24 protein-coding genes, 1 tRNA gene and 1 pseudogene are annotated in these 26,395 nt (G+C 38.0%); 22 read left to right on the forward strand and 4 right to left on the reverse strand.

All coding sequences use genetic code 11. The annotated features are described in order from the left end of the window. The first annotated feature begins 181 nt into the window (after positions 1-181). The 13 genes and pseudogenes from LA20531_RS08020 (at position 182) to LA20531_RS08080 (ending at position 12,413) form a co-directional block, all read left to right on the forward strand. A complete protein-coding gene (locus LA20531_RS08020; protein WP_056940497.1) occupies positions 182-2,014 on the forward strand; it encodes a TerB N- and C- terminal domain-containing protein in 1,833 nt (610 codons plus the stop codon). Positions 2,015-2,018: 4 nt separating this feature from the next. Beyond that, complete coding sequence (locus LA20531_RS08025; RefSeq protein ID WP_056940491.1) at positions 2,019-3,344, forward strand: ATP-binding protein; 1,326 nt, start codon at positions 2,019-2,021, stop codon at positions 3,342-3,344. Between the two features lie 10 nt (positions 3,345-3,354). Further along, positions 3,355-5,586: a DEAD/DEAH box helicase gene (locus LA20531_RS08030; RefSeq protein WP_056940492.1), complete on the forward strand. Its 2,232-nt coding sequence runs from the start codon at positions 3,355-3,357 to the stop codon at positions 5,584-5,586. A gap of 199 nt (positions 5,587-5,785) precedes the next feature. Next, the gene (gene dhaK / locus LA20531_RS08035) at positions 5,786-6,781 is read left to right on the forward strand and encodes a dihydroxyacetone kinase subunit DhaK (protein WP_013437296.1); all 996 of its coding nucleotides are present in this window, start codon (positions 5,786-5,788) and stop codon (positions 6,779-6,781) included. 15 nt (positions 6,782-6,796) lie between these two features. Continuing rightward, the gene (gene dhaL / locus LA20531_RS08040; RefSeq protein ID WP_013437297.1) at positions 6,797-7,381 is read left to right on the forward strand and encodes a dihydroxyacetone kinase subunit DhaL; all 585 of its coding nucleotides are present in this window, start codon (positions 6,797-6,799) and stop codon (positions 7,379-7,381) included. Then, a complete protein-coding gene (gene dhaM, locus LA20531_RS08045; RefSeq protein WP_013437298.1) occupies positions 7,378-7,749 on the forward strand; it encodes a dihydroxyacetone kinase phosphoryl donor subunit DhaM in 372 nt (123 codons plus the stop codon). Before dhaL ends, dhaM begins: the two co-directional genes overlap by 4 nt. 17 nt (positions 7,750-7,766) lie before the next feature. Beyond that, positions 7,767-8,477 carry an MIP/aquaporin family protein gene (locus tag LA20531_RS08050; protein WP_013437299.1) on the forward strand — a complete coding sequence of 237 codons (711 nt, stop codon included), beginning with the start codon at positions 7,767-7,769 and terminating at the stop codon, positions 8,475-8,477. Between the two features lie 123 nt (positions 8,478-8,600). Beyond that, positions 8,601-8,978 carry a hypothetical protein gene (locus LA20531_RS08055; RefSeq protein ID WP_013437300.1) on the forward strand — a complete coding sequence of 126 codons (378 nt, stop codon included), beginning with the start codon at positions 8,601-8,603 and terminating at the stop codon, positions 8,976-8,978. 214 nt (positions 8,979-9,192) lie between these two features. Next, a pseudogene (locus LA20531_RS08060) lies at positions 9,193-10,444 on the forward strand (ammonium transporter). Positions 10,445-10,495: 51 nt separating this feature from the next. Further along, on the forward strand, positions 10,496-11,254 hold the full coding sequence (locus LA20531_RS08065; protein ID WP_056940493.1) for an NADPH-dependent oxidoreductase: 759 nt from the start codon (positions 10,496-10,498) through the stop codon (positions 11,252-11,254). Between the two features lie 123 nt (positions 11,255-11,377). Beyond that, on the forward strand, positions 11,378-11,635 hold the full coding sequence (locus LA20531_RS08070) for a hypothetical protein (protein ID WP_056940494.1): 258 nt from the start codon (positions 11,378-11,380) through the stop codon (positions 11,633-11,635). A gap of 99 nt (positions 11,636-11,734) precedes the next feature. Continuing rightward, positions 11,735-12,283 (forward strand): TetR/AcrR family transcriptional regulator, encoded by a 549-nt coding sequence (locus LA20531_RS08075; protein ID WP_056940495.1) that lies wholly within the window; start codon positions 11,735-11,737, stop codon positions 12,281-12,283. A 57-nt stretch (positions 12,284-12,340) separates the two neighbouring features. Then, positions 12,341-12,413 (forward strand) — tRNA-Thr (locus LA20531_RS08080). A 59-nt stretch (positions 12,414-12,472) separates the two neighbouring features. Here the strand turns inward: LA20531_RS08080 and LA20531_RS08085 are convergent. After that, positions 12,473-13,507 carry an IS3 family transposase gene (locus tag LA20531_RS08085; RefSeq protein WP_099202331.1) on the reverse strand — a complete coding sequence of 345 codons (1,035 nt, stop codon included), beginning with the start codon at positions 13,505-13,507 and terminating at the stop codon, positions 12,473-12,475. Positions 13,508-13,737: 230 nt separating this feature from the next. Between LA20531_RS08085 and pulA the strand changes: the two genes are divergently transcribed. Next, positions 13,738-17,331 (forward strand): type I pullulanase, encoded by a 3,594-nt coding sequence (pulA, locus tag LA20531_RS08090; protein WP_056940470.1) that lies wholly within the window; start codon positions 13,738-13,740, stop codon positions 17,329-17,331. Positions 17,332-17,467: 136 nt separating this feature from the next. Here the strand turns inward: pulA and LA20531_RS11655 are convergent, their stop codons facing one another. After that, a complete protein-coding gene (locus tag LA20531_RS11655) occupies positions 17,468-17,956 on the reverse strand; it encodes a hypothetical protein (RefSeq protein WP_236704179.1) in 489 nt (162 codons plus the stop codon). 162 nt (positions 17,957-18,118) lie between these two features. Between LA20531_RS11655 and LA20531_RS08100 the strand changes: the two genes are divergently transcribed. After that, positions 18,119-19,519: an IS3 family transposase gene (locus LA20531_RS08100; protein ID WP_013436946.1), complete on the forward strand. Its 1,401-nt coding sequence runs from the start codon at positions 18,119-18,121 to the stop codon at positions 19,517-19,519. Positions 19,520-19,665: 146 nt separating this feature from the next. After that, positions 19,666-19,815, forward strand: a complete 150-nt coding sequence (locus tag LA20531_RS11265) for a hypothetical protein (RefSeq protein ID WP_162252730.1) — start codon at positions 19,666-19,668, stop codon at positions 19,813-19,815. Here LA20531_RS11265 and LA20531_RS08105 read toward each other — a convergent pair. Together LA20531_RS08105 and LA20531_RS08110 are read right to left on the reverse strand one after the other, a co-directional pair. Further along, entirely contained in the window at positions 19,810-20,040 is a 231-nt protein-coding gene (locus LA20531_RS08105; RefSeq protein ID WP_236704178.1) for a hypothetical protein, read from the reverse strand. The two genes, LA20531_RS11265 and LA20531_RS08105, sit on opposite strands and share 6 nt — an antisense overlap. A gap of 89 nt (positions 20,041-20,129) precedes the next feature. After that, positions 20,130-20,336: a hypothetical protein gene (locus LA20531_RS08110; protein ID WP_056940469.1), complete on the reverse strand. Its 207-nt coding sequence runs from the start codon at positions 20,334-20,336 to the stop codon at positions 20,130-20,132. A 115-nt stretch (positions 20,337-20,451) separates the two neighbouring features. Here LA20531_RS08110 and LA20531_RS08115 point away from each other — a divergent pair, with 115 nt between their 5' ends. The 6 genes from LA20531_RS08115 to apf all read left to right on the forward strand — a co-directional run bounded on the left by LA20531_RS08115 (position 20,452) and on the right by apf (position 26,389). Next, positions 20,452-20,847, forward strand: coding sequence for a hypothetical protein (locus LA20531_RS08115; RefSeq protein ID WP_056940468.1), 396 nt, complete (start codon positions 20,452-20,454; stop codon positions 20,845-20,847). Positions 20,848-20,876: 29 nt separating this feature from the next. Further along, positions 20,877-21,806: a glycosyltransferase family 2 protein gene (locus tag LA20531_RS08120; protein ID WP_056940467.1), complete on the forward strand. Its 930-nt coding sequence runs from the start codon at positions 20,877-20,879 to the stop codon at positions 21,804-21,806. 15 nt (positions 21,807-21,821) lie between these two features. Continuing rightward, positions 21,822-22,694, forward strand: coding sequence for a metallophosphoesterase family protein (locus LA20531_RS08125; RefSeq protein WP_056940466.1), 873 nt, complete (start codon positions 21,822-21,824; stop codon positions 22,692-22,694). 413 nt (positions 22,695-23,107) lie between these two features. Continuing rightward, on the forward strand, positions 23,108-24,442 hold the full coding sequence (locus LA20531_RS08135; protein WP_056940465.1) for a PTS sugar transporter subunit IIC: 1,335 nt from the start codon (positions 23,108-23,110) through the stop codon (positions 24,440-24,442). Next, a complete protein-coding gene (locus LA20531_RS08140) occupies positions 24,442-25,341 on the forward strand; it encodes a DUF7916 family protein (protein WP_056940464.1) in 900 nt (299 codons plus the stop codon). Before LA20531_RS08135 ends, LA20531_RS08140 begins: the two co-directional genes overlap by 1 nt. A 373-nt stretch (positions 25,342-25,714) precedes the next feature. After that, positions 25,715-26,389 carry an aggregation-promoting factor gene (apf, locus tag LA20531_RS08145; protein ID WP_056940471.1) on the forward strand — a complete coding sequence of 225 codons (675 nt, stop codon included), beginning with the start codon at positions 25,715-25,717 and terminating at the stop codon, positions 26,387-26,389. Positions 26,390-26,395: the final 6 nt, after the last annotated feature.

Consider the following 26,395-nt stretch of genomic DNA (forward strand, 5'->3'; position numbering starts at 1 on the left):
AAACGCTTTCATTAACTTACGTCACCTATGATAACATAAAAGTTTGTTAATAACCACACAAATGTCAAAATATCGATTTTATGAAAAACAGAAACTTATACTTATGCCCGAGTTTACTAGGAGACCGTGCGTTTAAAAAATGTTATAATTAGAACACATGTACGCAAGAAAGGAAGGTAAAATGGATTCGAATCAGCTGTTTAAATACGTCTATGCAAAATATGGCCTTAAGTTTGAACCGATTATTCCAGGTTCGGCTGAGACTTATGTGCTCATGTCGCCAGTAGATAGCGGCTATTTTGCCATGCTTTCGCGTATCAAGATCAACGGAGAAATAAGAGCTGTCCTTGACTTAAAATGTGGTGACTTTGCAGGCACCATCCGCGATTTACCAGGTTTTACTGATCCAGTTAGAATCAAAGACGCAGCTTGGGTAGGTGCTGTTTTAGGAAACAATGATAGTTCAGTCAAAAAGGCGCTCGATTATGCCTTTAAGCTAGCGATGAACGGCAAGCAGGTTAACGTCGCGCAGGACCAATATTTCTATATTCCGCCTGATGATGTGGAAGAAAAGTACAAGGCCGAGCCAATTAAGCCACGCAAGAATTTGCAAAAGCAGGCCGATCCAGATATTCCGGATAAAATTAGACAGATGCTCAAACTGTATGATTACAGTCTTTTGCCGCAAAAAGGTAGAGCCAAGAATTTTTATGTGCAAGCACGTTTTATGGCGGACTATGAGGATAATTATGCAGAATATTTTGCCTTTAAAAGCTTTTATCCGACTTACCACGACATGAATATCGGTCAGTTGCGCAGTTATTTTACTTGGCGGAGTAAATTGCGCAAGGGCAATTATCAGAAGACGAGTACGTCGTATGCGTTTGTATATCTTTATGAATTACTGAACAATGTCGGCGTGAATCCACAAGAAGGCTATGACAAGTTGCTTGATTTTAAGCACAACTATGTGGAAAAGTATGATTTGGCGATGGAACCTTATCTGAATGATTGGCTAAAAGACTATGTTTTGTACTACCAATTAGGACAAGATGAGATCGATAATTGTTTTGCCCAAGAAATTAAAGAAGACCATGACTATCTGATTTTGCGTCATCCCGAAGATTATTCGACTGAGAAATTAGCCGCTGTTTTTGCAAATAGATCATCGTATTGGAACACTTCCAAGGTGATTAAGCAGAATCAGGCTAAATTTACCGAGCTTTTAAAATGCGTGTGGCAGGAATTGCTAGATGCTAAAAAGTTTGGCATTGCTTATTACAGCGCCTTTGTGGCTAAGCCGCAGGTTAAGCAGCAAGATGTGTTTTTAGGCAGCGTTTTTTATAATCGGGAAAAGAAAATTCCCACCCAAATGGTTGATGCCGCAAGAAAATATGTCTTTATGAATGGCACTTGGCAAATTCATTTTGATGAGCCGGTGAAAAGGCAGAAGACCAATTTAAATACTTTTTTGCATGAATTGGACCGCATTGCCCGTGAGAAGTTAAAGCTGGGGCGTCCAATCAAGCCACGTTTTATCGATCAAGCGGTGTTAAAGGCGATTGACGCTGGCATTGCTGTTTATCAAGAACAACAAGAAAAAGCCAAGATTGATCAGATTAAGATTGATTTCTCTGACTTGGATAAAATTCGTGCTAATGCTTCGGTAACACGCGATAGCCTGTTAACCGATGAAGAAAAAGAATTAGAGCAGGAAGAACAAAAGCAAGTAGAGCAGAAAAAAGAGATTGAGAAACCAGCAGAAGTTAAGACAGATAATGAATATGGTCTCGATAAAAATGAGATGTTCTTGTTTATTTCTTTACTTAAAAATCAGCCGTGGCAAGATTACGTTAAGAAAAATCATTTGATGATATCGATTCTGGCTGATAGCATCAACGAAAAGCTGTTTGACGAAATTGGCGATAATGTCATCGAATTTGATGAAGATAACCAACCACAAATTATTGAAGATTATAAAGAAGATTTAGAAGATATGTTTTTGAAGGGATGAAAATATGCCACAAAAAAGAAGAGTACCTAAGAGAATTGCCCAAATCGTATTGAATTCGCTCAAAGGTGGGGTAGTGCCACGAATTGGTTTGCCTTATATCACAGTTGGCCGTAAAGCAGAAATTGAAGCATTGCTGCACGATGTCGACGTCATTCAAGAAGGCGGTGCTAGTTTCCGCTTCATCGTTGGACGTTATGGTTCCGGTAAAAGTTTTTTACTGCAAACCATCCGCAACTACGTCATGGACAAAAACTTTGTGGTCGTTGACGGCGACCTTTCGCCAGAAAGACGTTTGCAAGGTTCAAAAGGCCAAGGGCTAGCCACTTATCGTGAATTAATTCAAAATCTTTCTACCAAAACCAGACCTGAAGGCGGCGCCTTAACTTTAATTCTGGATCGCTGGATCAATTCGGTGCAGACACAGGTTGTTAGCGAAGGAATTGCCAGTGATGATCCCAAGTTTGAAGCAGCAGTGGATCAGAAGATTTATGGCGTAATTTCATCATTGAACGAACTGGTTCACGGTTTTGATTTTGCCAAGCTGTTGAATATGTACTATCACGCTTACATGAGTGGTGACGACGAAACTAAGGCCAAGGTCGTTAAGTGGTTTAGAGGTGAATACAGTCACAAGACCGAAGCCAAAAAATATTTGGGTGTTGATATTATCATTTCCGATAGCGATTGGTATGAGTACTTGAAGTTATTTGCGACCTTCTTTAGACAAGCTGGTTATGCTGGCCTGATGATCATGATTGACGAATTAGTGAATATCTACAAAATTCCTAACGCCATTAGTCGTCAGTACAACTATGAAAAGATTTTGACCATGTACAACGATACTTTGCAGGGTAAGGCCAAATATCTGGGCATTATCATGTGTGGTACGCCGCAAGCCGTTGAAGATCGGCGCCGCGGAGTTTATTCATATGAAGCTCTGCGTAGTCGTTTAGCCTCAGGTAAATTTGCGCAAGAAAGCGCCCGCGACATGTACGCTCCAGTGATTAGGCTTGAACCATTAACCGCAGAAGAAATGCTGGTTTTGACAGAAAAACTAGCTGACATGCATGCCAATTTGTACGGCTACGAGCGCACGATTACTGATAATGACCTAGCTCAATTTATCAAGATTGAGTATGCCCGCGTCGGTGCAGATACTAATATCACGCCACGTGAAATTATTCGTGACTTTATCGAATTGCTTGATATTGTTTGGCAAAATCCAGATAAGAAGATCACGGACTTGCTTAATTCAGATCAATTCAGCTATACCAAGTCAGAAGCCGTTTCGGATAATGCGGAAAAGGATTATACCGAATTTAAGATTTAAAGGATGAACTATGGACGTTTTTTCACATTATGCGCCATTTATTCAAGATTATATTTATGAACATGGCTGGCAAAATTTAAGACCAATCCAGGTTGCGGCTGCCGAAGAAATTTTTAACACTGATCATAATGTGCTCTTGTCAGCTTCGACGGCATCAGGGAAAACCGAAGCGGCCTTTTTCCCGATTTTGTCAGAGATTTACAATGAGCCGGAAGATTCGGTTAAAGTTCTCTATATTGCTCCGCTTAAAGCGTTGATCAATGACCAATATGATCGTTTAACTGACTTATGCACAGATGTGGATGTTCCAGTTTGGCGCTGGCACGGGGATGTGGCTCAAACACAAAAGCGTAAGCTACTCAAACATCCTTCGGGTATTTTACAAATCACGCCCGAATCGCTTGAAAGCTTCATGATCAACAAGCACATGGATATTCCGCATCTTTTTGGCGGCTTGAAATATATTGTCGTTGATGAATTGCACTCATTTCTTAGAAGCGACCGCGGTGGACAAACTTTTTGTTTAATTGAGCGTTTGTCTAAACTAGCTAACGTTAATCCACGTAGAATCGGGCTTTCTGCGACTATCGGCAATCTGGAAGATGCCAGCAAATTTTTAGGTGCCGGTTCAAATAGAAAAACTGTGGCTCCAAGGGTGCAGAATGAACCGCAAATTTGGCATCTTTCCATGGAACATTTTTATAAAACCGATCCACAAGCCAGTTCAAAGGATTTTGATCCCAGTCAAATTGAACCGAAAACTGATAAGGCACCAGAATTGGCTGATCCCGGAATTGGCTATATTTTTGAACACACGCGTGGCAAAAAGTGTCTGGTTTTCACCAACAGTCGTGAAGAATGTGAGGCTGTGTGTCAGGAACTTAGAGCCTACTGCGCCTATAATCATGAACCGGATCGCTTCATGATTCACCACGGTAATCTTTCACCAGCCTTGCGTGAAACTGCAGAAGCCGCAATGAAAGATGACGATGTTTATATGACAACTTGTGCGACGGCCACGCTAGAACTCGGAATCGATATTGGTCAGCTGGAATCTGCCTTTCAAATCGATGCGCCGTTTACTGTGTCAGGCTTTTTGCAGAGAATGGGACGGACAGGACGCCGCGGCAATCCGCCAGAAATGCACTTTGTGATGCGCGAAGAGCACCCTGAATCAAGGGCAATGCTGCCAGAATTGATTCCATGGCCATTGCTGCAAGGAATTGCCTTGGTACAGCTTTATGCCGAAGAAAAATGGGTTGAACCGCCTGAACCTAACCGTTTGCCATATAGTTTGCTTTACCACCAAACGATGAGTACGCTGGCTGCAGGTGGTGAAATGACACCGGCAGAACTGGCCTCTAGGGTATTAACTCTGTCATATTTCCACAACGTGAGCCAAGAAGACTATCGCGTTTTGCTTAAGCATTTGCTTAAAACGGGACACATCGAATGGACCGAGAATGGTGGCTTGATTGTGGGCCTTGCCGGCGAAAAAGTTGTGAATAACTTTAAGTTTTACGCGGTTTTCCAAGAAAATGAGGAATTCAGCGTCCATGCTGGCAGCGAAGAATTAGGTACCATCGTTAAGCCGCCTCCTGTAGGGGACAAGATTGCGATTGCCGGTCGCGTATGGATTGTCGAAGACGTTGATATCAAGCGCCACCAGGTATATTGTCACGAAGTAAAAGGCAGAATTCCTGCCTACTTTGGGGATGTACCGGGCGATATCCAACCGAAGATTTTGCAAAGAATGAAGAAGGTATTCGCTGAAAAAACGATGTACCCGTATTTGATGCGAAACGGCAAGGTACGTTTAACGCAGGCCCGCGATACAGCAGCGCTTGCTGGTTTGCCTAAGAAAAACTTGATTAAATTAGGTGGCAACATGTGGTGTCTATTTCCGTGGACTGGTACTTATGCATTTTTGGCATTGGAACGCTTAATTAAGATCAAATGTGGTAAGCAGTTGAATATTCGAGGATTTAACTCATCCAGACCATATTTTATGTATTTTGCCATGGATGCGGATGAACAAGAATTTTGGCACATTATCGGTGAAGAAGCAACAAAAGATTTTGAACCGCTAGAATTAGTTTACCCAAATGAAGTGCCGGGAATTGATAAGTATGATCAGTACTTGCCAAAAGAATTACTTAGAAAGGAGTTTGCTAATAGCGTTTTGGATATTAAAGAAATGAAGCGTTGCGTTAAGCAAATGGTTAAAGAGAATTTGGTATAGGATTAAAAAATTAATAAGTAATTTAGAATGTTGATAATTGTTTCTTAAACAGGAATATATCGACATTTTTTAGTTTGCAAAGTTATAAAATGACACATTGTCATCATGCGTGTTAAAATATATTAAACTCAATTATTCAGTTATGTTACAATTTGCATGTAAGCATTTTCATTACAAGACCTAGAAAGAAGGATTCTTTATGAAGAAAATAATCAACGATCCTCATGATGTTGTTCCAGAAATGGTTAACGGAATGACGAGAGCCTATCCACAATACATTGAGAAAATTGAAGGAACTGAAGCTGTTGTTCGCAGTGATAAGGATTCTATGAAAGGTAAAGTTGGAATTGTTAGTGGTGGTGGTTCAGGCCATGAACCAACACATGCTGGTTATGTTGGTGAAGGGATGCTTAGTGCTGCTGTTTGTGGACAAGTTTTTACTTCACCTACACCAGATCAGATTTATGCTGCTATTAAAGCAGTAAATCAAGGTCAAGGAGTCTTCTTAGTAGTTAAGAATTACTCCGGTGATGTTATGAACTTTGATATGGCTAAGGATTTAGCAAGTATGGACAATATACCTGTTAAATCAATTGTTGTTGATGATGATATCGCAGTAGAAAACAGTTTATATACGCAAGGTCGTCGTGGTGTTGCTGGTACTATTTTTATGCATAAGATTCTTGGCGCTGTTGCTCAACAAGGAGCATCTCTTGATGAAATTGATGCTTTAGCTCATAAAGTTTTGCCAAATATTAAGACTATTGCCGTAGCTTTATCTGCAGCTACTAATCCAGAAGTGGGCAAGCCAGGTTTTGTCCTCAAAGATGATGAAATTGAATATGGGGTTGGAATTCACAGCGAACCGGGTTATCGTCGTGAAAAAATTAAGCCTTCAAAGGAATTAGTTGAAGAGCTGGTTGGTAAACTTAATAATGAAATGCATCTTGATGGTAATAAGAAGTATGCCTGCTTAGTAAATGGTATGGGTGCCACCCCATTAATGGAGCAATATATTTTTGCAAATGATGTACTAAACAAATTGCAAGAATTTAATATTAAACCAAGTTTTATGAAGATCGGTAATTACATGACCTCAATTGATATGGCTGGCATTTCTCTTACTTTATTTGAAATAAAAGATGCTAAATGGCTTGATTACTTAAATTATCCAGTTAAGACAATTGCTTGGTAAAAGGAGAACTAAAAAATGACATTAACCGTTGATACCTTAACGACTTGGATGAGTAAATTTGCTGAAAAAGTTGAAACCAATAAACAGTTTTTAAGTGATCTGGATACACCAATTGGTGATGGCGATCATGGCTTTAACATGGATCGTGGAATGAAAGCTGTTGAAGAAAAATTAGCAACTAAACCTGCTGATGTTACTAGTGGTTTTAAGATAATTGCTATGGCTTTGATTTCAACTGTTGGTGGTGCTTCAGGTCCACTTTATGGTACAGCCTTTTTAGAAATGGCGAAAAAGAGTACTACTACTAATGACATTGGTGAGTTACTTGATGCAGCATTGGCTGGTATTGAGATGCGTGGTGGAGCTAAACCTGGTGACAAAACTATGGTAGATGTTTGGAATGCTTTGGTTCCAGATGTTAAAAATGGTATCTTGACTGAAAATAGAATTACTGAAGCTGTTGCTGCAACGAAAGATATGATTGCGAGAAAAGGTCGTGCTTCATACTTAGGTGAGCGGTCAAAAGGACATGTCGATCCTGGTTCACAATCAAGTGGTTACTTATTTGAAGCTTTACTTGAAACGGAGGGCTTACTATGAGTTTAGGTATTACCTTAGTATCACATGTTTCTGATATTGCAAACGGATTACCTAAGTTATTAAAGCAGGTAGCTAAAGATGTTCCCATTACTACCGCCGGTGGTACCGATGATGGACGAATCGGTACTAGTATGCAAAAGATTATTAAAGCTTTTGATGATAATTCTGCCGATGAAATTTTAGCATTTTATGATTTAGGTAGTGCAAAGATGAATCTTGAAATGGCTATAGAAATGTCTGATAAAAAAATACATATTTATGATACTGCTTTCATTGAGGGTGCTTATACTGCGGCTTCATTAATTCAAGCTGGCGTAAATTTAAATGATATTGAAAAACAACTCAAACCCCTCACAATTAAGAATTAATAGAAAGAGGTTCTCTTATGTCAGGATTTATTGGTGAATTTTTTGGAACGATGATCTTGATTGTTTTTGGTACTGGTTGTGGAGCAGCAATCAATCTAAAAAAATCTTATGCGAAGGGTTCAAATTGGTTGTATGTTTCACTTGCGTGGGGTATGGCTGTAACTTTTGGTGTTTATGCAGCGGCTAACTTAGGTTCACAAGGACATTTAAATCCTGCGGTAACTATTGGCTTCGCTTGCTTTGGCTTTTTCCCATGGCATGAAGTATTGCCTTATTTGCTAGGTCAATTCTTGGGTGCTTTTGTAGGTGCTGTATTGGTAGCTATTCAATTCTATCCTCACTTTAAAGAAACTAAAACAGCAGAGGAAGGAAATAATGTAGGTATTTTTGCTACTGGCCCTGCAATTAAGAATAATCTGTTCAACTTTTTAAGTGAAACTATTGCCACTTTCTTCTTTGTTTTCACTTTACTTAATTTAGGTGACTTTGATAAAGGCTTAAAACCAATTGCAGTAGGACTTTTAATCATGGTTGTTGGTCAAGCCCTAGGTGGGACTACTGGTTTTGCTTTAAATCCAGCTCGTGATTGGTCTCCAAGGTTTGCTTATACAGTCTTACCAATTCCTAATAAGTCAGATGCAAATTGGAGTTATGCTTGGGTGCCGATGTTTGGCCCACTTGTAGGCGGTATCCTAGCTGGTGCTTTACAATATTTGTTAATCAAATAATTTATATAAGAACATCCTAAGTCACTCTTAGGATGTTTTTTAAGATGATACTTATTGTTGCGTTAAGCAAATGGTTAAAGAGAATTTGGTATAATAGACTAAAAAAGAAGAAAAGAGATAAAAATGACGCTTAAAATTAATCAATCTGTTTCTAAGGATGCACAATCTCGTACTTTGCTAAAAGAATTATTAAAGGTTCACCAAATTCACCAAGCATACAATGTGCGTGATTTGACCGACGCAGATGAACAAATTTTGGAAAAGGCATTTAACACTACCCGTGAAATGATGCCTAGAATTTCCGCTAAGGAAATCAAGTTTGAAGACAAGAAGTGGGATTCATTATTCAACTTCTTGATGGCTGAACAAATCTCATTTGCACGTGTGCTTACTAACGGTGACGACAACTTGAACGAATATGTTCAAGCAAAGAACCAAGCTCACCAAGCATACGCATTGGTTGAAACTGCAATCAACAATCTTGAAAATGAAGGTAAATAAAACAAGCAATATGTAAGGATACGTAGAAAAACATCTATGTATCCTTATTTTTTTATTCAAAAATAAGGACAAAAAGAAAAATGAGCGTATAATTAAAAACAACTTTATCAAACCAATATTTATAAAAGTGCTAAGTATATTATTAAATCAAAAAATAATAATATATACCAATTATGGATATTGAATCAACCTGATCATTTTAGGAGGGAAAAAGATGATTAACCAAACGAACACTCTATTTGTTTTTGTTGCTAGTGTTTTAGTTTTCTTTATGACACCTGGACTTGCTTTTTTCTATGGTGGCATGGTTTCCAAGAAGAATGCTGTGAACACGATGATTTCAGTATTCATGATTACAGGGATTGCAATTGTTTTGTTTATTCCTTTTGGCTACAACTTAGCCTTTGGTAAAGATGTTGGTGGGATTTTTGGTTTGAGTAAAAGTGTATTTTTAAACGGATTTGATTTAAAAACACTTTATTCTAAAGATTCCGGCATTACGCTTTTAACCTACTTAATGTTTCAGATGATGTTTTCAATTATTACACCCGCATTGTTTGTAGGTGCAATTGTTGGAAGGATGAAAATTTAAATTTTTGTTAGCGTTCGTCGTAATCTGGTCGATTTTGATTTACTACCCAATGGTTCACATGGTTTGGACACCAGGTGGGATTTTAGCTAAAAAAGGGATGCTTGATTTTGCAGGTGGGACTGTAGTTCATATTACCGCCGGTATTACCGCCTTGCTTTTATCAATTTTTGTTGGTCCAAGAATTGATTTTGATCCAAATGGTGAGGTTAAGCATTATAACTTACCATGGGTTTTAATGGGAACCAGTATATTATGGATCGGTTGGTATGGCTTCAACGTTGGTTCTGCCTTAACTGTAAGCGATGTAGCTACACAAGCGTTTTTAACTACAACCGTTGCAACTGGTACGTCATTTGTGGTTTGGATGTTCTTGGATATGTTTATTAAAGAAAAGACTACTATGATTGGCCTCTGTACGGGTGCCTTGTGTGGATTAGTCGGTATTACGCCAGCAGCTGGCTATGTTACTGTGGCAGGAGCCTTTGCCATTGGTTTTATTTGTACACTAGCCAGTTACGGTTTCATTCATGTGATTAAGCCAAAATTGAAGCTAGATGATCCACTTGATGCATTTGGCTGTCACGGCGTTTCAGGAATTGTAGGTTCGATTTTGACAGGATTATTTGCGACTAAGATTGTTAACCCGCAAATTGAAAATGACTTGCTTTATGGTGGCGGGTTGCATTTGATTACAGCTCAGATTTTAGGAACGTTATTTACTATCATATTTGTAGGGATCATGACGACGATAATCGTTTTATTACTTAAAAAGATTATTTCAATTAGAGTATCAAAAGAAGATGAATTAATGGGGCTTGATTTAGCTGAGCACGGAGAGCAAGCAGATTACGGAATTGAATTTGAAGAAAAGTAGCCATATTATTTGTTATAATGAACTTACAGATTATTAGTAAGAAGGATGAAAATGATACATAACGAAACAATCGACACGCAATTAAATCACCGTTCTATTAGAAAATTTAAGGATCAAACTTTGACTAAAGAACAACTTGAAACTTTGTATTCTGTCTTTGGTCAAACTCCAACCAGCATGTTTATGCAAAATGCTAGCTTACTGCACGTTACCGATCCTGAAGAAAAGAAGCGAATTCAAAAGTTATGTAACCAAAAATATGTTGGTGCAGAAGGCGATTTATTTATTTTTATCGTTGACTTGTACCGTAACCAACAAATTAGAAAGCAACTTGGCAAAGACGACGGCCGTGTTCACACGACTGATATCTTTTTCCAAGCGATGGAAGATACGCTGCTTGCTTTTCAAAATGTCGCTAATGCGGTAGAAAGTATGGGCTTAGGCTATGTGCCACTTGGTACGGTTAACGATCATCCGTTGGATTTGCTTAAGAAGCTTGATTTGCCTGAGTTGACTTTTCCAGTGTTGGGGATGCAAGTAGGTGTGCCTGATCAAAAGCCACAATTGAAGCCACGTTTGCCATACAAGTTCACTTGCTTTGAAGGCAAATACAATAAAGATTTCAATGTTAAGGAGCTTAAGGACTACGACCAAGTGGTCACTACTTATTACGATTTGCGGGATGCCAACCGCAGAATCGATTCTTTCACCAAGCAAATCACTGGTGCCAAGCTTAATAATCACGAAACTGACCGTGATCAATTACCAAAAGAACTTCACAAACAAGGTCTCTGTTTAGACTGGAAGTAGCAAAATAATTGACACTTTGTCTCTTTTCGTCAAATAGTTGACGTTTGTATATTTATTGGCTATTGCTTATAAGCCTAGTTGAAAAATATAATATATGCGTACATTGAAAGGAGATATAGGTTTATGTTTAATGCTATTTTTTGGATTTTGCTTATTTGGTTGTTAATCAATGGTATTTGGATGTGGTTCAAACTTGATGATCAAAAGTTGCAAAAGACTTTCGCATTGATTAATGTAGTTGCCGTAATTGTCGGCTTCTGGGTATTCTATGGTGTAAGTCACCCAGCTGGTACATTAGCAACTTGGTTCTTAGTTGTTAACTGGGTCAACGTGGTCATTGCCATTTTGCAATTCTACTTCGGTTATCGTAAAGCAAACTAAATTTAAATAAATTAATAAATTAACTGAAAAACTAACACACTATTATGAATAGAATGGAGTCTCCATAACCGATATAGTTATGGGGACTTTTGTGGTGTAATGATGAAACAAGATTTAAGAAGCATTCGTTCAGTAGCGAACATCAAAAAAGCATTTGTAGACTTATTGCAAGAAAAGCCTTTTGAGAAGATCAAGGTTAGTGAAATAGCTAGAAAAGCCGGGATTGATCGTCAGACTTTTTATCTCCATTTTGTGGATAAATATGACTTGCTTGATAAGATGAATAAGGAATTTCTCCAGGTGTATAAGACAATCTTGGTTGAGCGACTAGAGGGCGACAACTCCTTTGCTTTGGAAAAATTGGAGAAGATTTATCAAGGTAATTTGCCATATTTGAAAGAACATCGTCTGGAAGTTTTGAGCTTGCTTAAGATTGACACTGGTAGAATTTGCTTAAAGCGTGATTTAAGAAAAATGTTAATTGATAAGTATCAGAAAATAACTGGTGAAGCTTTGACTTCTTTCCAGCAGGATATGCTGGCCACTTTATATGTTGATAGTTTTATCACTTTTATTAAAGAAGATAGAAAGATCAGCGAGAAAGAAATTGAGGATTTGTTGATTAAAATTCGTGAGTTCATCTCCTAGCATTTTTTGCCAACTGGCGCTAGTTTTGGTATAATTCTAGTGTTATGTGGTTGGTTCGCTGAATTAGCTCAGTTGGTAGAGCATCTCCCTCGTAAAGAGAAGGTCGCCAGTTCGATTCTGGCATTCAGCACTCAGAGTACTAACAAAAAAGGCCTGTAATGATGAACTGAGACCTAAAAATTAGACAGTTTAAAATACAGGATTAATAGAGGCTTGATTCCGATATTCTTTCGGAGTTAAGCCTTTTAATCTGCTCTTTATCCTTTCTTCGTTATAGTATTCGATATATTCTTCGATTGCTTGAGCTAATTCTTGAAGACTATGGTACTTGTATTCTTGATCATAGAACATCTCTGTTTTGAGCAAGCCAAAGAAGTTTTCCATTAGCCCATCATCCATGGAATTACCTTTTCTAGACATGCTTTGAGTAATACCATGAAGCTTTAAAGCACGCTGATATCTTGGACTTTGGTATTGACAGCCCTGATCAGTATGAAAGATGCAATTATTAAGAGCCGTTTCCTTGGCCAAAGCCTTATCAAGCATTGTCATTACTAACTCCATGTCTGGATGTTTGGAAATAGTGTAAGAGACTATATCGCCTCCACAACCATCCAAAATAGGTGATAGATAAAGCTTTTCATCATTGAGATGAAATTCAGTAATGTCAGTGTACCATTTCATGTTGGGCATTGGTGCAGAGAAATCACGACGAATTAAATTAGGGGCTATCTTGCCAATAGTTCCCTTGTAGCTTGAATATTTACGCTTGTTGCGTCTGATACCCTTAAGACCCAATTTATGCATCCAGTAACGGACTGTTTTCTCAGTAATATTCCAGCCTTCTTTTATTAACTGGAGTGCCACTCGACGATAGCCATAGCGTCCTTTCTGTTTGATAATGACATTATACCCGTTTTCCTTATATTCTCTAAGCCAAATACTGAGTGTGCCAATACTCTTAAGCCCCAGTTCTAGTGATACTTGTACATATGACTTGGTACTGAAAACAGCTTGCTCAATTGCTTGTTCTTTAAATTCCTTAGAATAAACCTGATAAGGCCTATCTAAAACATTGATTCTATACATATCAATTAATCTAAGCATGTAATCCAAATTAGCTACATTCGTTTTATATGTTTTAGACAACTGACTTATTGAAATCTTTTCATCTTCCCATTTACGATAAATTTCTATTTTCTGTTCTTTATTAAATTTAGACATAGAAAAAGACCTAAAAGTGTCTCACTTTTAGGTCTCACTTCATTTAGATGCTGATAAATCCACCTTTTTCTTTTTGAAATATAAAAACAATTAAAATAAATCCGGTTTTTCATATGTACAAATGCAGATTAACATCCAAATTGTTAGCGGTAACATACACATTCACTATTGTTAATGAAAGCGTTTTAATATACGCTTATTCTGAAATATTCAAATAGGAGGAAGCTATAATGTATAAAAATAAAAACCGTTACAGAGGAAGTAAATGCGTATTTGTTTGTGCATCAGCCATTTTGAGCCTTTGGCTTGGTGCAACTTGGACTAACAATGTTAAAGCCGCTGAAGTTGACGCAAATCAAGCAGCAAATAACACCGAACAAACACAGCAAAATACAAATCCTGCAACGGCTAATAACCAAGATAAAACAAAAGATGTAGATAATCAAGCTACACTTACTGCAAATGAGCAAAATAATGCGCAACCAGCAGCAAATGCAGAAGGTAGTAATTCGGCTTCTGCAACACCTCAATCTGATACAAAAACGGTAAAGAACACAACTAAAGTTGTTGTTCACTATCAAGGTGATGGTACTAAATGGGTACCTTATGTATGGGGCAAGAATCCAAACAGTACTGGTGTTCAATATAATTGGGACGGCCAGGATAATTATGGTTATTATGCCAACATTACAGCCGATAATGATGAACAAGAAGTAGGGGTTTTGATTAAAGGTACAGACTCCTGGGATAAAGATGGTACAGGTGCCGACCGTTCATTGACTGTTGACGATAATGGTAAGGCTGAAGTTTGGTACAAAGAAGGTTCTGATGATAGTCAGGATGTAACTCCAAGCTATAATTCAGCTAAAATAAAAGTTCATTATCATGGTAATACTGATGCAACAAGTCTTAATTACTGGACTGATACTGATCAAAGTAAAAAGACAGTGTCATTATCGAAGGAAGACGATGATGATGAAATTGGTGACTTTGATTTGACGGGCCAAACATTTAGCAAGATTTATGTTTCACCAATTGGTAGTGACACTGAGACTAGAGAATTTACTCCACTTCCAGGCGATGGAACTACTGATATTTATTTAGTAAATAAAGATACAACGGCTTACTACACACCAAGCTTTGCTTTAGCACCAGAAAGCTTAGCTTCAGCTTCAATGGAATCAACCAATATAGTAGATATAAAGACTGCTAAAAAGATGACCGCAGATGAAGCTAAAGCTATCTTACAAATGAATGATAATAAAGTTGTTGATATATCCGCAGTTGACGCTGATCAGGATGGCAAGAGTAAAGAATTTAAGATTACCACAGCTAAAGCTCTTGATATTTTAACTAATAATCAAATTGGAATTTACAACAACTTCAGGTCTATCGATATTGGCAAATACGTCAGATCTGATGAATTCGATGCCCAATATTACTATGGCGGCGATGATTTAGGTGCAACTTACACTCAAGCACAAACCCAAATTAAACTTTGGGCACCAACAGCTAAGAAAGTTGTTTTGAACTTATATAGCCCATCAGATAATGACTCAGCTGCAACTAAGACATTTGTCATGACTCGTGGTGATAAGGGCGTTTGGTCAGTATCTCTTCCAGGTGATTACAAGAATTGGGCATATGATTACAGCTTAACCTTCGGTGATGGTAGCGAGACTAAAAGTAATGATCCATACTCAAAGGCAGTAACCATCAATGGTGATCGTTCAGTTATTGAAGATTATGATGCAATTAAACCAGATGACTTTAATAGAATGCCTTCATTCTCAAGCCCAACTGATGCAATTATCTATGAAACCAGCATTCGTGACTTTACGAGTGATCCAAACTCAGGTATTAAAGATAAAGGTAAATATTTAGGCATGATTGAATCAGGCGTAACTCCTGATGGCCAGGTCACTGGTTTGGATTACTTGAAGTCATTAGGCATTACTCATGTTCAAATTATGCCAATGTTTGACTTCGCAAGTATTGATGAAACTAAGAATGATGGAACTTATAATTGGGGTTATGATCCTAAGAACTATAATGTTCCAGAAGGAAGCTATTCAAGCAATGCAGCTGATCCAACCGCAAGAATCGTGGAAATGAAAGAAATGATCAACGGTTTGCACAAGGCTGGTATTAGAGTAATCATGGATGTTGTTTACAACCATGTATACTCACCAAACGACCAGGCCTTGCAAAAGACAGTTCCAGGTTATTACTTCGAATACGATGATGATAACAATATGGTAGCTGATAGTGGTTGTGGTAATGATACTGCCAGTGAACGTCGGATGATGAGAAAGTATATCCTGGATTCAGTTAAATACTGGGCTGAAAACTACAACATTGATGGCTTCCGCTTTGATATTATGTCATTGCTTGATACTACTACCATGAATGATATTCGGGATGAATTAAATCAGATTGATCCTGGTATGCTTCTTTATGGTGAAGGCTGGGATATGCGAACCGCCAAGCGTGAGATCGGTGCTGGTCAATACAACGCAGATAAAATCCCTTCAATTGGCTTCTTCAGTGATGATATTAGAAACTCAGTAAAATCTGATGAACCAAATTACGCTCCAGGTTTGGTTATCGGTGATGGGAAAGAAGAAAAGTATGAAGCTGATGCTAAGAAGTTTATTGCCAGCTACTTGGGCGGTAAGGACTTAGCAATTCCTGGTGTTACTTGGCAGATTCACCCATACCAATCACCAAGTCAAACTATCAACTATGTTGCTTGTCACGATAACCGTACTTTGTATGACTTGTTGAAGTGGGCTTTACCTAAGGAATCTGAAGCTAATATTATTAAGCGTGATAAATTAGCAACGTCAATGATCATGTTAGCAGAAGGTGTGCCATTTGTTTATGGCGGCCAAGAAGCTTTAAGAACTAAAGATGGTAACAATAATAGTTACAATGCTCCAATTGAAGTCAACGAAATTAATTGGGAACGTGTCAAAGACAATCAAGATCTTGTTAACTACTTCAAAGAATTAGTTAATGTACGTAAGAGCCAACCTGCCTTAAGATTGAACAATTATGATGAAATCGCTAAGACAGTAAAGACAGTCAATGCTGGTGAAGGTGGTATCTTTACTTTCGCTTACAAAGAAGATGGCAAGACACTTTATGTAGTATTTAATGTTAACGATAGTAATGCTGAATTGAATGATGTTGATTTGTCTAAAGCTGATAAGTTGCTAGACAGCGATGGAAATGTTGTCTTAGGCAAGACTACAACATTGATGCCACTTAGCACGTTGATTGCTGTAGTTCCAGATGAAACTCCAGTAACCCCAGAAAACCCTAGTGATACTGGTAATACTGGCTCCATCACTAATACTGGTTCAGCTGATTCATCACAAATTCAAGGCAATGGTGATACTGATAAGCTTTTACCAGCTCTTGATATTGTTTTGCCTCATAATGCTTATATCTATCAAAATGATGGAATTACTACTCTTAAAGAAAATGGTAAGAACATTGTCCTTAAATTGGGTAAAACTATTCATGCTATGAACAATGGTCAAATCTTTACCTTCAACGGTAAGAAATTCTACCAAATTGGAGAAAATGAATACGTCAAAGTTAATAATACTTTGAAACGCAAAGTTTTGATCCATAACGCTTTTGTTTACACAAAGAGCGGTAAGGCCATTAAGAAAGGTCACAAGCATATTGTTCTGAAGAAGAAGAGCACAATCTTAGCACTGGATAATGATAAGATTGTTACTATCAAAGGTAAAAAGTTCTATCGCATTGGTAACAATAAATATGTCAAAGTTGCTAATGTTAAAAAGGATTAATTGCTATTCATAATCTTTTCTCCACATATTACAAAGCTCTGAATCTAATTAACCATTTACTTAATACATAAAATTGCTTTGGAACAAAAAGGTTTAATTACTGTTATGGAATTAAACCTTTTTTTATTTCTTGATTTTAAATAATTGGAACGTATTTCATCCAAAGCTGCGTCCATTCAAAGTTCTTTTTTAATTGATCAGGTTGTTGAACCCGAAGCCAACTTTCAGGACACATTGATATTACATTCCCGTCTCTAAATATGAAGATCAGATCAAGATTTTTACCAATGATAATACTCCCAAGGGTATGCAATAAAGCATTATCAATCGGCATATGCTTAACCTTACTTCTGTCTGTAATGTTGGTGAGTCTTAATTGTTTAATACTGATATTCTTAAGACTATTCTTTGTAATTTCCATCAAAGCATGAGTTTGGTTTAACAAAGTTTGAACATCTACTGAATTTTGGATGTCTTCTAGCGTTAATTGATGTTCCGTACTTCTGCTTTCATTGATTAGTGCATCCCTCTCAGATATTTCTGTTGCTTTATTTTCTGAAGAGCTGGTTGGAGTATCTAATTCGATAGTTCTAGCAGGTTCAGATTTGATGATACCTGATTCCACATTAGGCCGATTAGTTACATAGCTATTATCAGGACTATCTGTTTTATCAGCAGCATCAATGTCATTAAGTTAAGACATTGACTAAAGCTTGACTTTAAGAACCGAATTATTTTGATTTGTAGTGACCCTCGAAATTCGGACATGAATCTCGAGGGTTTTACTATGTCTAAATTAACTAAAAAGGATAAAATTCATATTTTTGAAGAATGGACTTTAGAAAATAAACGTGGAACGTACTTAAGTAAGAAATATGGTATCAGAAGAGAAAAGGTAAATTATCTAATAAATTTAATTAAAATTCATGGCTTATCAGTACTTGATAAATCTTATACGCATTACTCAAAAGAGTATAAAGAACATGCCATAAAAAGAGTGCTTTTAGGAAATGAATCGATTAATGCAGTAGCACTTGATCTAGGTTTGCCTGGTAATGGTATGTTAAGCAATTGGATTCGCTCTTACAAAGAAAATGGATATAATGTCGTTATCAAGAAGAAAGGACGACGAATCCATGAGCAAGAAAGAGTTAAACGAATTAGAACGGCTCAAGCAAGAAAACGCCAAGTTGCGTCGCCAGAATTTAAAGCTTACTGTCGAAAACGCATATATAAAAAAATTGGATGCCTTGGTTCAAAAAAGAAAGAGCCAACCAAAACAGAAATAGCACAAGCTGTTACCGAATTGAGGCATGAACTGGGGCTCGCAGTAAAGAAGATCATTGAAATTATTAACGCTAATGAAGATCTGCCGCACATCTCGCGCAGTAACTACTATGACGTTTATACTCGTGAGGATAAGGATCAAGTTCATCATAGTGATGTGATGATGCGCATTCGGGAGATCTATGATGAGATTAAGAATCGTTATGTTGCCCCAGGTTATCGTCGTATTACACATATTTTGCATCGTGAAGGCTATCAGATTAATCGTAAAACTGTTAATCGTTTAATGCGCAAAATGGATTTGTACGGTTATGTGATGAAGCGTAGACATCCATATAGCAGCTATCAAGGAGATATTAAAGGCAGAATCAAACCAGACTTAATTAAACGCAAATTCTTTGCTTTAAGACCGAATATGAAATGGTATACCGATATTACCGAATTCAATCTAAGGGGTAAGAAACTCTATTTATCACCTATTATTGATGGCTGCGGACGTGATATCGTTGCTTATAATATTTCTCGTCATCCTAATCTGAAACAAGTGATGTCAATGTTGGATGATGCTTTTAAAACTAATCAGGCACTAAATGGTTTAATCTTTCATACAGATCGAGGCTGGCAATACCAACACAAGGCTTATCAACATGAACTAGCTATTCGCGGTATTGAACAAAGCATGTCTAGAAAAGGCTGTTCTCCAGATGATGGCTTAATGGAGGGCTTCTTTGGCATTCTCAAACGTGAAATGTTCTATGGTCAGGAGAAGAAATATGCTTCACTTGACGAATTAGAGCAAGCTATCAGAAAATATATAGACTATTACAATACGGAAAGAACTAAGGATAAACTAAAAGAACTTACTCCGATAGAATATCGGAATAAGTCCTTAGTCGCATAATATCAATAAAGTGTCCGAAAAATGCGGGTCACTACAATTCGGTTCTTTTTGTTTTTAAAATAAAAAGTGAGAAGGACAGCTCTCTTCTCACTTATTTGTTTATATGTTTCGGTCTTTTCAAATACGTTTTTAGGAAAGGTCGTATTATGATGAAAAAACTGCACACCAATATTCTAGAACGCCTTGATTTGATAATCAAAGAAACCGCAGATCATATTCATGATTTTATCGATTCAAAACTGCTTTTACCAGAAAACGCAAACTGGATGCTTTTGACGATGATAGTCAACTTATGAGCGCATCTGCTTCCATAACATTCTTCTTTCAAGAATCATGGTCAAAAAGCTGATCACAATTCCCTCAGTAAAAATTGAAGCACACATTGTCCAACCAAATGCGTGCATCATATTAACAATGGAAGCTGGCCAAAGGATACTTCCCAAGTTAGTGACAATGGTCATCGAGTTTTCAATTGCGTTTAAAGTTATTTCTAAAAATGTATATAAGTAAGTTTTCTTCATTCGTCGATCATCTCAACTTCAATCTTAGCACCGCCCTTAAAAAAATCGTCAAAAAAAAGCCCCTTTAGGGGCTTTCATTAGAGTTCTTATTATAATTTATCTGCCCAGATGATGATCATTTCCTGCCACTCAGCACTTTGACCGATGTTGCGGAACTGTAGACTGAAGATCTTGGCGTTCATGTGCTTTTCTTGCCATTCTTCATAGATCTCATTTGGCATATCTTCAGTTGATTGATACTTGAAAGAATCAACGTGTAATTTAGAAGCATCAATTGCGTTTTCTTTGTTAAACATCATAGTCACTTCTTTTCACACATTTATTATAGTCAGTTTTGTGAAGCTTTGCTCAAACTATGCCTTATAATGTAATTATGTATTGAAAATAGTAATAAAAAAGGAAAGCGATATTATGCCACTTTGTCAATTATTTATTAATAAGGAACAAAACAAATTCATGCTGATCAAAATGCCCAATGAGGTAACCCCAGACAAGTATCAAAATTGGGCCAGTGAAAAGGAAAGAGAAAATAATATCCAAACCTTTAACTTTTCGCAACAAATGCTTGATCGAATTGCTTTAAAATATGTGGATGATAGTCAAGCTCAGCCCTACGAAGCTAAGTATGTCTTAATGAAGGCACCAGACGAGGAAGGATTGTTTGTTTCTAGTTTGGAACTTAGCATCAATGGGGATGAAAAGATGGATATCGTCAGAAATGGTCTGTTGATTATTTTTGACGAAAACGAAGTAAAGCATTTCACTGAGATTTTGCAAGACGCATGGAATGAAGGCGGGATGCAATAAAAATATATAAGGAAGAAAAACGTTAATTAATGAAGAAATTATCAATTATTGTTCCTTGCTATAACGAACAGGAATCATTGCCGCTGTTTTATCCAGCGGTCAAAAAGATCGTCAAAAAAATACCGGTTGAGCCGGAATATATTTTTGTCAATGATGGTTCAAGCGACGATACACTGAAAGAATTGAAAAAAATCCAACAAGAAGATAAGGAACACGTTCACTACATTTCCTTTTCGAGAAACTTTGGTAAAGAGGCGGCCCTTTATGCCGGTCTGCAAGCCGCAACTGGTGACTTGGTGGTCGTGATGGATGCCGATCTGCAGGATCCACCCGAATTATTGATTGAAATGTATTATTTGATCAAGACCGGAGAATGGGATATGGTTGGCTGCCGCCGAGTGGACCGCAATGGTGAAAGCAAGCTGAAGTCCTGGCTGAGCAACATGTTTTATAAGGTGGTCAACAAAATTTCGGAGACAAAATTGGTACCAGGCGTGCGCGACTACCGCATGATGACGCGCCAAGTCGTTGATGCAGTCCTATCGATGTCCGAATACAGCCGCTTTTCAAAAGGAATTTTTAGCTGGGTTGGCTTTAACACGAAGTACCTCAGCTACAGCAATGTGCAACGTGTTGCCGGCAAGAGCGATTGGACCATTTGGCAACTATTCAAATATGCGATGGATGGAATTTCTGACTTTTCTCAAGCACCACTAAACATCACTCTGTGGCTAGGCTTTGTTTCATTTATCGTTTCATTTTTTGCCATCATTTTTATTGTAGTAAGGCACTGGATTTTCCCGCAATATGCTATTAATGGTTGGTCATCACTTGTTTGTATCATTCTCTTAATCGGTGGTTTACAATTATTATGCATAGGACTGGTCGGTCGCTATATTGGCCGAATATATTTGCAAGTTAAGCGAAGACCAATTTATATTATTAAAGAAAAGAAATAAAGAAAAGCGAGCAAAATGACCCAAAAGATTATTAACAACACGTTGGCAGACGATCGAGTGAAGGAAAACTATATTTTTATTTCTGATATTCATGGCAATCATGAGACGCTTGGTCTAATTGAACAAGCCAAAAAAGACTTCCCATATGCTCAGCTGGTTACCGGTGGTGATTACATCGATGGTCGCGACAGCGTAAAGGAAGTGCTGGACTATTTAATTGAACAAAAAAGTGAAGGTGCCATTGTTTTATTGGGCAATCATGAACAAATGCTGCTTAATTATGCCAATGAACGTGAACATCAAGATGGGATCTGGTTCTTTAATGGTGGTAGTGATACGTTAAGACAATTGTTGGGTGAAGTTGCTACGCCAGAAGAATTGCGCGCAAGCAGGTATTATCGCTTTTTGACGGGATGCCCGATCATGTATGAAACGCCCAACATCGTGTTCGTTCACGGCGGTGTAAGACCAGATGAAAAGTATAATGATCCGGCTACATATAATAGTGTTGATCATGGCTTTAAGATCGATTATGACTTTTACCGCATCTGGGCCAGAGAAAGATTTTGGTATTCCGACACTTTAAATAAAAAGATCGCTCATAATAAGACCAAGAAGACAATCGTCGTGGGTCATACGCCAACTTGTGGACTAGAAGGCGTGTTTGACGATGGTCGCTTGATGAATCGCTTGTCGCCAGATCATTGTATTGTGAGAAAGATGCAATATCCGGGCGAACCTGCTCGCGTCTTTACGGATGGTGGCTCGCACTCTGATCCGTTAATTTATCCACATAATGACGGCAACGTCGTCGTTTTAGACGGTAAAGGCGACGTCGTAAAGGTTTATAACTATAACAATCCGCAAGGAACTGAAGTAGAAGAATAAAAAAAGAAATAAAGAAAAATAAGCAAAAATAAAAAGATCGAAATTCGATTAGAATTTCGGTCTTTTTTGATTTAGAGATCCAAAAAATTTTATTAGTCTTCGACTTTCTTAGCTTCGTTCATAGCTTTCATGATTGAAGGGTTCTTTGAGTGACAATCCTTGATCATTTGTAAATCTTCTTCGTTTAATGTAACAACATATTTACTCATAATTTTTATTCCTCGCTTTTATTTGAAAATACACTTTAACTATAGCACTTAAGCCAATTGCTGCAAAGATGAAAATATTCTCAAGAACTTTTTTAAAAAATACTGGTAAATTAAGCGCTTTCATTGCATTATAGTGCCATAAAGGTATATACCAAAGAATAATGCAAGAGCTCTTTTTTTGTAGTATATGGAAGAGGAATTATTATGGCTGATAAGAAATCTGGGGGCTTAACTGTATTTGTTAACAAACACATTATGCCTGTAGCTGCTAAAATAGGTAACTTCAAACCGTTAATCGCGGTTCGTGACGGTATCGCAATGGCTATGCCGTTAATTATCGTTGGATCATTATTCATGATCATTAACTCATTCCCTGCACCAGGTTGGTCAGATTGGCTAGCCAAGACAGCAGTGCATGGTGTGAGCATCGAACAAATCTTAGCTAAAATTACTAATGGTTCCTTCGGGATCATGGGCCTTATTGCCGCATTTGGTATTGCATGGAGTTATGCCAACCAACGTAAGACTGATGGTGTTTCAGCTGGTATTATTTCCGCATCAGTATTCTTTATTTTGACACCAAGTATTATGAGTGGCGACAAGGTTCCTGTAGAAGGATTCCCTTACACCTACTTAGGTAGTAGAGGCTTGTTCGTTGCAATTATCTTTGGACTTATTACTGGTTGGATTTTCCAATGGTTTATTAACCACAACATCCAAATTAAGATGCCTGAAACTGTTCCACCTGCAGTTGCTAAGAGTTTCTCAGCATTGATTCCAGGTGCGGTAGTAATCGCAATTGCTGGTTGTGTTTACTGGCTCTTCACTTGGGCTGGCTGGGGCAACATCCACGACGTAATTATGAACATCTTGGCAAAGCCATTAGGTGCTTTAGGTGATACCTTAATTGGTACTTTAGTATCTATCTTATTGGTAAGTTTGTTCTGGTTCGTTGGTATCCACGGTGGTAACGTTGTTAACACCGCTATGTCACCAATTTGGTTAATGCAAACTGACGCTAACCGTGTCTTGAACCAAGCAGGTCACTTGGACTTAGCCCACGGCGGTCACATTATTACTCAACCATTCATCGACAACTTCGTTTACATGGGTGGTGGTGGTGCCACCATCGGTTTGGTACTTTGCATCGGTTACTTGGTATGGCGTAAACGCGCAAGTAAGCAAAGTGAAGTTTTAGCACCATTGACTATTGTTCCTGGTTTATTCAACATTAACGAACCAACCATGTTTGGTTTGCCAGTTGTTATGAACTTGATGTTGATTATTCCATTTATTCTTGCACCAATGATCAACGCAATTACTACTTACATTGCAATGAACTTGGGCTTAGTTCCATTATGTAACGGTACTGTTATTACTTGGACTATGCCACCACTTATTTCTGGATTCTTGGCAACTGGTAGTATCGCAGGATCAATTTTGCAGCTGATCAATATTGTATTAGACGTTTTGATTTACATGCCATTCATGTCCGCATTGAACAAGCGTCAACTTATGGAAGAAAATAGGGCTAAATAATGATAACAAGATTAATTAGTGCAAATTCTAGTGAATTGTTAAAAATGAACGGTGACGAGCTTAAGCAAAGCATTAAGGCTAGCGAAGGCCGGACCGTTTTAAGCGAAAACGTAGTAATTCAACCTGCCATTGATGGCTTAACGATGTCAGAAATTGCGGCCGCCTTTGGTGCGGACCTGATTTTGCTTAACTTATTTGATGTGTTTGAGCCTAAAGTTAGTGGTCTGGAAGTTAAGGACGCAAAAGACACTGTCAAGAGGTTGAAAGAACTTACTGGCAGACCAATCGGTGTTAATTTAGAGCCAGTTGATTCAGATGCCAAAATGGAATCAACCAAGTTGGAATTGCCTAAAGGCAGAATTGCGACAGCTGAATCAATGCGACGCGCAGAAGAGTTAGGTTTTAACTTTGTCTGCTTCACTGGTAATCCAGGCAGCGGCGTTACCAACAAGATGATTGTGCAAGCTGTCAGAACTGCTAAAGAGAATTTCTCCGGCATGATTATTGCAGGTAAAATGCATGGTGCTGGTGTTGATGAGCCAGTAGCAGATGAAGAGTCTGTGAAGGCAATGATCGATGCAGGAGCCGATGTGATTTTGGTACCTGCAGTAGGCACTGTGCCAGGATTTACTAGCGATGAGTTGATTAAGATTGTCAAAATCGTTCATCAACATGATGGCTTGGTAATGAGTACGATTGGTACTAGTCAGGAGAGTTCTGGCAAGGACGTGATTCGCGAGATTGCGCTTAAAAACAAGACTTGCGGTGTCGATATCCAACATATCGGGGACGCCGCATGGGGCGTGTTGTCTCCAACAGAGACTATCTTTGAATTAAGTAAAACAATTCGCGGCTTGAATCATACTATTTCAAGAATGGCGCGTTCTATAAATAGGTAATAATTACATTATTAATAGGTAGAAAAAGGTCAATGGATAACATTGATCTTTTTTTCTGTAATAGTTTTTGCAGAAATGTTTCAGAGTGTTAAGAGCGAACATGCTTTTGCACATAGCAAATAAAAAGTAAAAAGTGGGTTAAAACGTTGACATAACAGCATTTTGCATCATCAAAAATAATTTACATAAATATTACAAATGTTACAAAAGTGGCACATTCAGTAATACTTTCTTAATAAGCGAGTGATATTCCTGTTATGGTTCTGCAACGAAAGCACTGTAGTATATAGCTTGTCAATTGAATGAGACAGACGAATAAGTGGAAATTCGTTACTTATTAATTTATTTTTTAAACTTTAAGGAGAGAATTTTTTTGAAGATCAAATCTATCTTAGTTAAGTCAATTGCAGTAGCTGCTATGTCAGTTACAGGTTTAGTAGTAGCAAACAACGCAGGTTCAAACACTGCACAAGCTGCTATCGTCCAAAACGATGCAAGCGTAGTAACTGTAAACTACGTTTCAAATAACTCAATCAACGTATACAACAACTATGAAAACCCAGTAGCAACTGGTCAAACTTTAGCAAGCAACACTTCATGGAAAGTTATCAAGACTGCTTACGATTCAAAGGGCCACAAGTGGTACGACTTAGGTAAGAACCAATGGGTTCGTGCTAAGTACGTAACTATTGGTCACCACGCAGCTGCTACCCAAACTCAAACTACTGATCAAGCTTCAACTCAAGCTCCAGCACAATCACAAACTCAAAATACTCAAACTGCTTCAAATACTAGCGCTTCATCATACACTTCAAACGCATCAGGCTCAGAAGCAAGTGCTAAGGCTTGGATTGCTAGCCGTGAATCAGGTGGCTCATACAGTGCTTCTAACGGTCAATACGTAGGTAAATACCAACTTTCAGCTTCATACTTGAATGGTGACTACTCAGCTGCTAACCAAGAAAGAGTTGCTGACAACTACGTAAAGAGTCGTTACGGTTCATGGACTGCTGCTAAGGCATTCTGGCAAGCAAACGGCTGGTACTAATAAGCA

The organism is Lactobacillus amylovorus DSM 20531 (assembly GCF_002706375.1).
Taxonomy (GTDB): Bacteria; Bacillota; Bacilli; order Lactobacillales; family Lactobacillaceae; genus Lactobacillus; species Lactobacillus amylovorus.

What these genes read in the sequence shown, in the direction of transcription:
- LA20531_RS08020 (WP_056940497.1), top strand. Translation starts at nt 182, where the DNA reads ATGGATTCGAATCAGCTGTTTAAATACGTCTATGCAAAATATGGCCTT.
- LA20531_RS08025 (WP_056940491.1), top strand. Translation starts at nt 2,019, where the DNA reads ATGCCACAAAAAAGAAGAGTACCTAAGAGAATTGCCCAAATCGTATTG.
- LA20531_RS08030 (WP_056940492.1), top strand. Translation starts at nt 3,355, where the DNA reads ATGGACGTTTTTTCACATTATGCGCCATTTATTCAAGATTATATTTAT.
- dhaK (WP_013437296.1), top strand. Translation starts at nt 5,786, where the DNA reads ATGAAGAAAATAATCAACGATCCTCATGATGTTGTTCCAGAAATGGTT.
- dhaL (WP_013437297.1), top strand. Translation starts at nt 6,797, where the DNA reads ATGACATTAACCGTTGATACCTTAACGACTTGGATGAGTAAATTTGCT.
- dhaM (WP_013437298.1), top strand. Translation starts at nt 7,378, where the DNA reads ATGAGTTTAGGTATTACCTTAGTATCACATGTTTCTGATATTGCAAAC.
- LA20531_RS08050 (WP_013437299.1), top strand. Translation starts at nt 7,767, where the DNA reads ATGTCAGGATTTATTGGTGAATTTTTTGGAACGATGATCTTGATTGTT.
- LA20531_RS08055 (WP_013437300.1), top strand. Translation starts at nt 8,601, where the DNA reads ATGACGCTTAAAATTAATCAATCTGTTTCTAAGGATGCACAATCTCGT.
- LA20531_RS08065 (WP_056940493.1), top strand. Translation starts at nt 10,496, where the DNA reads ATGATACATAACGAAACAATCGACACGCAATTAAATCACCGTTCTATT.
- LA20531_RS08070 (WP_056940494.1), top strand. Translation starts at nt 11,378, where the DNA reads ATGTTTAATGCTATTTTTTGGATTTTGCTTATTTGGTTGTTAATCAAT.
- LA20531_RS08075 (WP_056940495.1), top strand. Translation starts at nt 11,735, where the DNA reads ATGATGAAACAAGATTTAAGAAGCATTCGTTCAGTAGCGAACATCAAA.
- LA20531_RS08085 (WP_099202331.1), bottom strand. Translation starts at nt 13,507, where the DNA reads ATGTCTAAATTTAATAAAGAACAGAAAATAGAAATTTATCGTAAATGG.
- pulA (WP_056940470.1), top strand. Translation starts at nt 13,738, where the DNA reads ATGTATAAAAATAAAAACCGTTACAGAGGAAGTAAATGCGTATTTGTT.
- LA20531_RS08100 (WP_013436946.1), top strand. Translation starts at nt 18,119, where the DNA reads ATGTCTAAATTAACTAAAAAGGATAAAATTCATATTTTTGAAGAATGG.
- LA20531_RS11265 (WP_162252730.1), top strand. Translation starts at nt 19,666, where the DNA reads ATGATGAAAAAACTGCACACCAATATTCTAGAACGCCTTGATTTGATA.
- LA20531_RS08105 (WP_236704178.1), bottom strand. Translation starts at nt 20,040, where the DNA reads ATGAAGAAAACTTACTTATATACATTTTTAGAAATAACTTTAAACGCA.
- LA20531_RS08110 (WP_056940469.1), bottom strand. Translation starts at nt 20,336, where the DNA reads ATGTTTAACAAAGAAAACGCAATTGATGCTTCTAAATTACACGTTGAT.
- LA20531_RS08115 (WP_056940468.1), top strand. Translation starts at nt 20,452, where the DNA reads ATGCCACTTTGTCAATTATTTATTAATAAGGAACAAAACAAATTCATG.
- LA20531_RS08120 (WP_056940467.1), top strand. Translation starts at nt 20,877, where the DNA reads ATGAAGAAATTATCAATTATTGTTCCTTGCTATAACGAACAGGAATCA.
- LA20531_RS08125 (WP_056940466.1), top strand. Translation starts at nt 21,822, where the DNA reads ATGACCCAAAAGATTATTAACAACACGTTGGCAGACGATCGAGTGAAG.
- LA20531_RS08135 (WP_056940465.1), top strand. Translation starts at nt 23,108, where the DNA reads ATGGCTGATAAGAAATCTGGGGGCTTAACTGTATTTGTTAACAAACAC.
- LA20531_RS08140 (WP_056940464.1), top strand. Translation starts at nt 24,442, where the DNA reads ATGATAACAAGATTAATTAGTGCAAATTCTAGTGAATTGTTAAAAATG.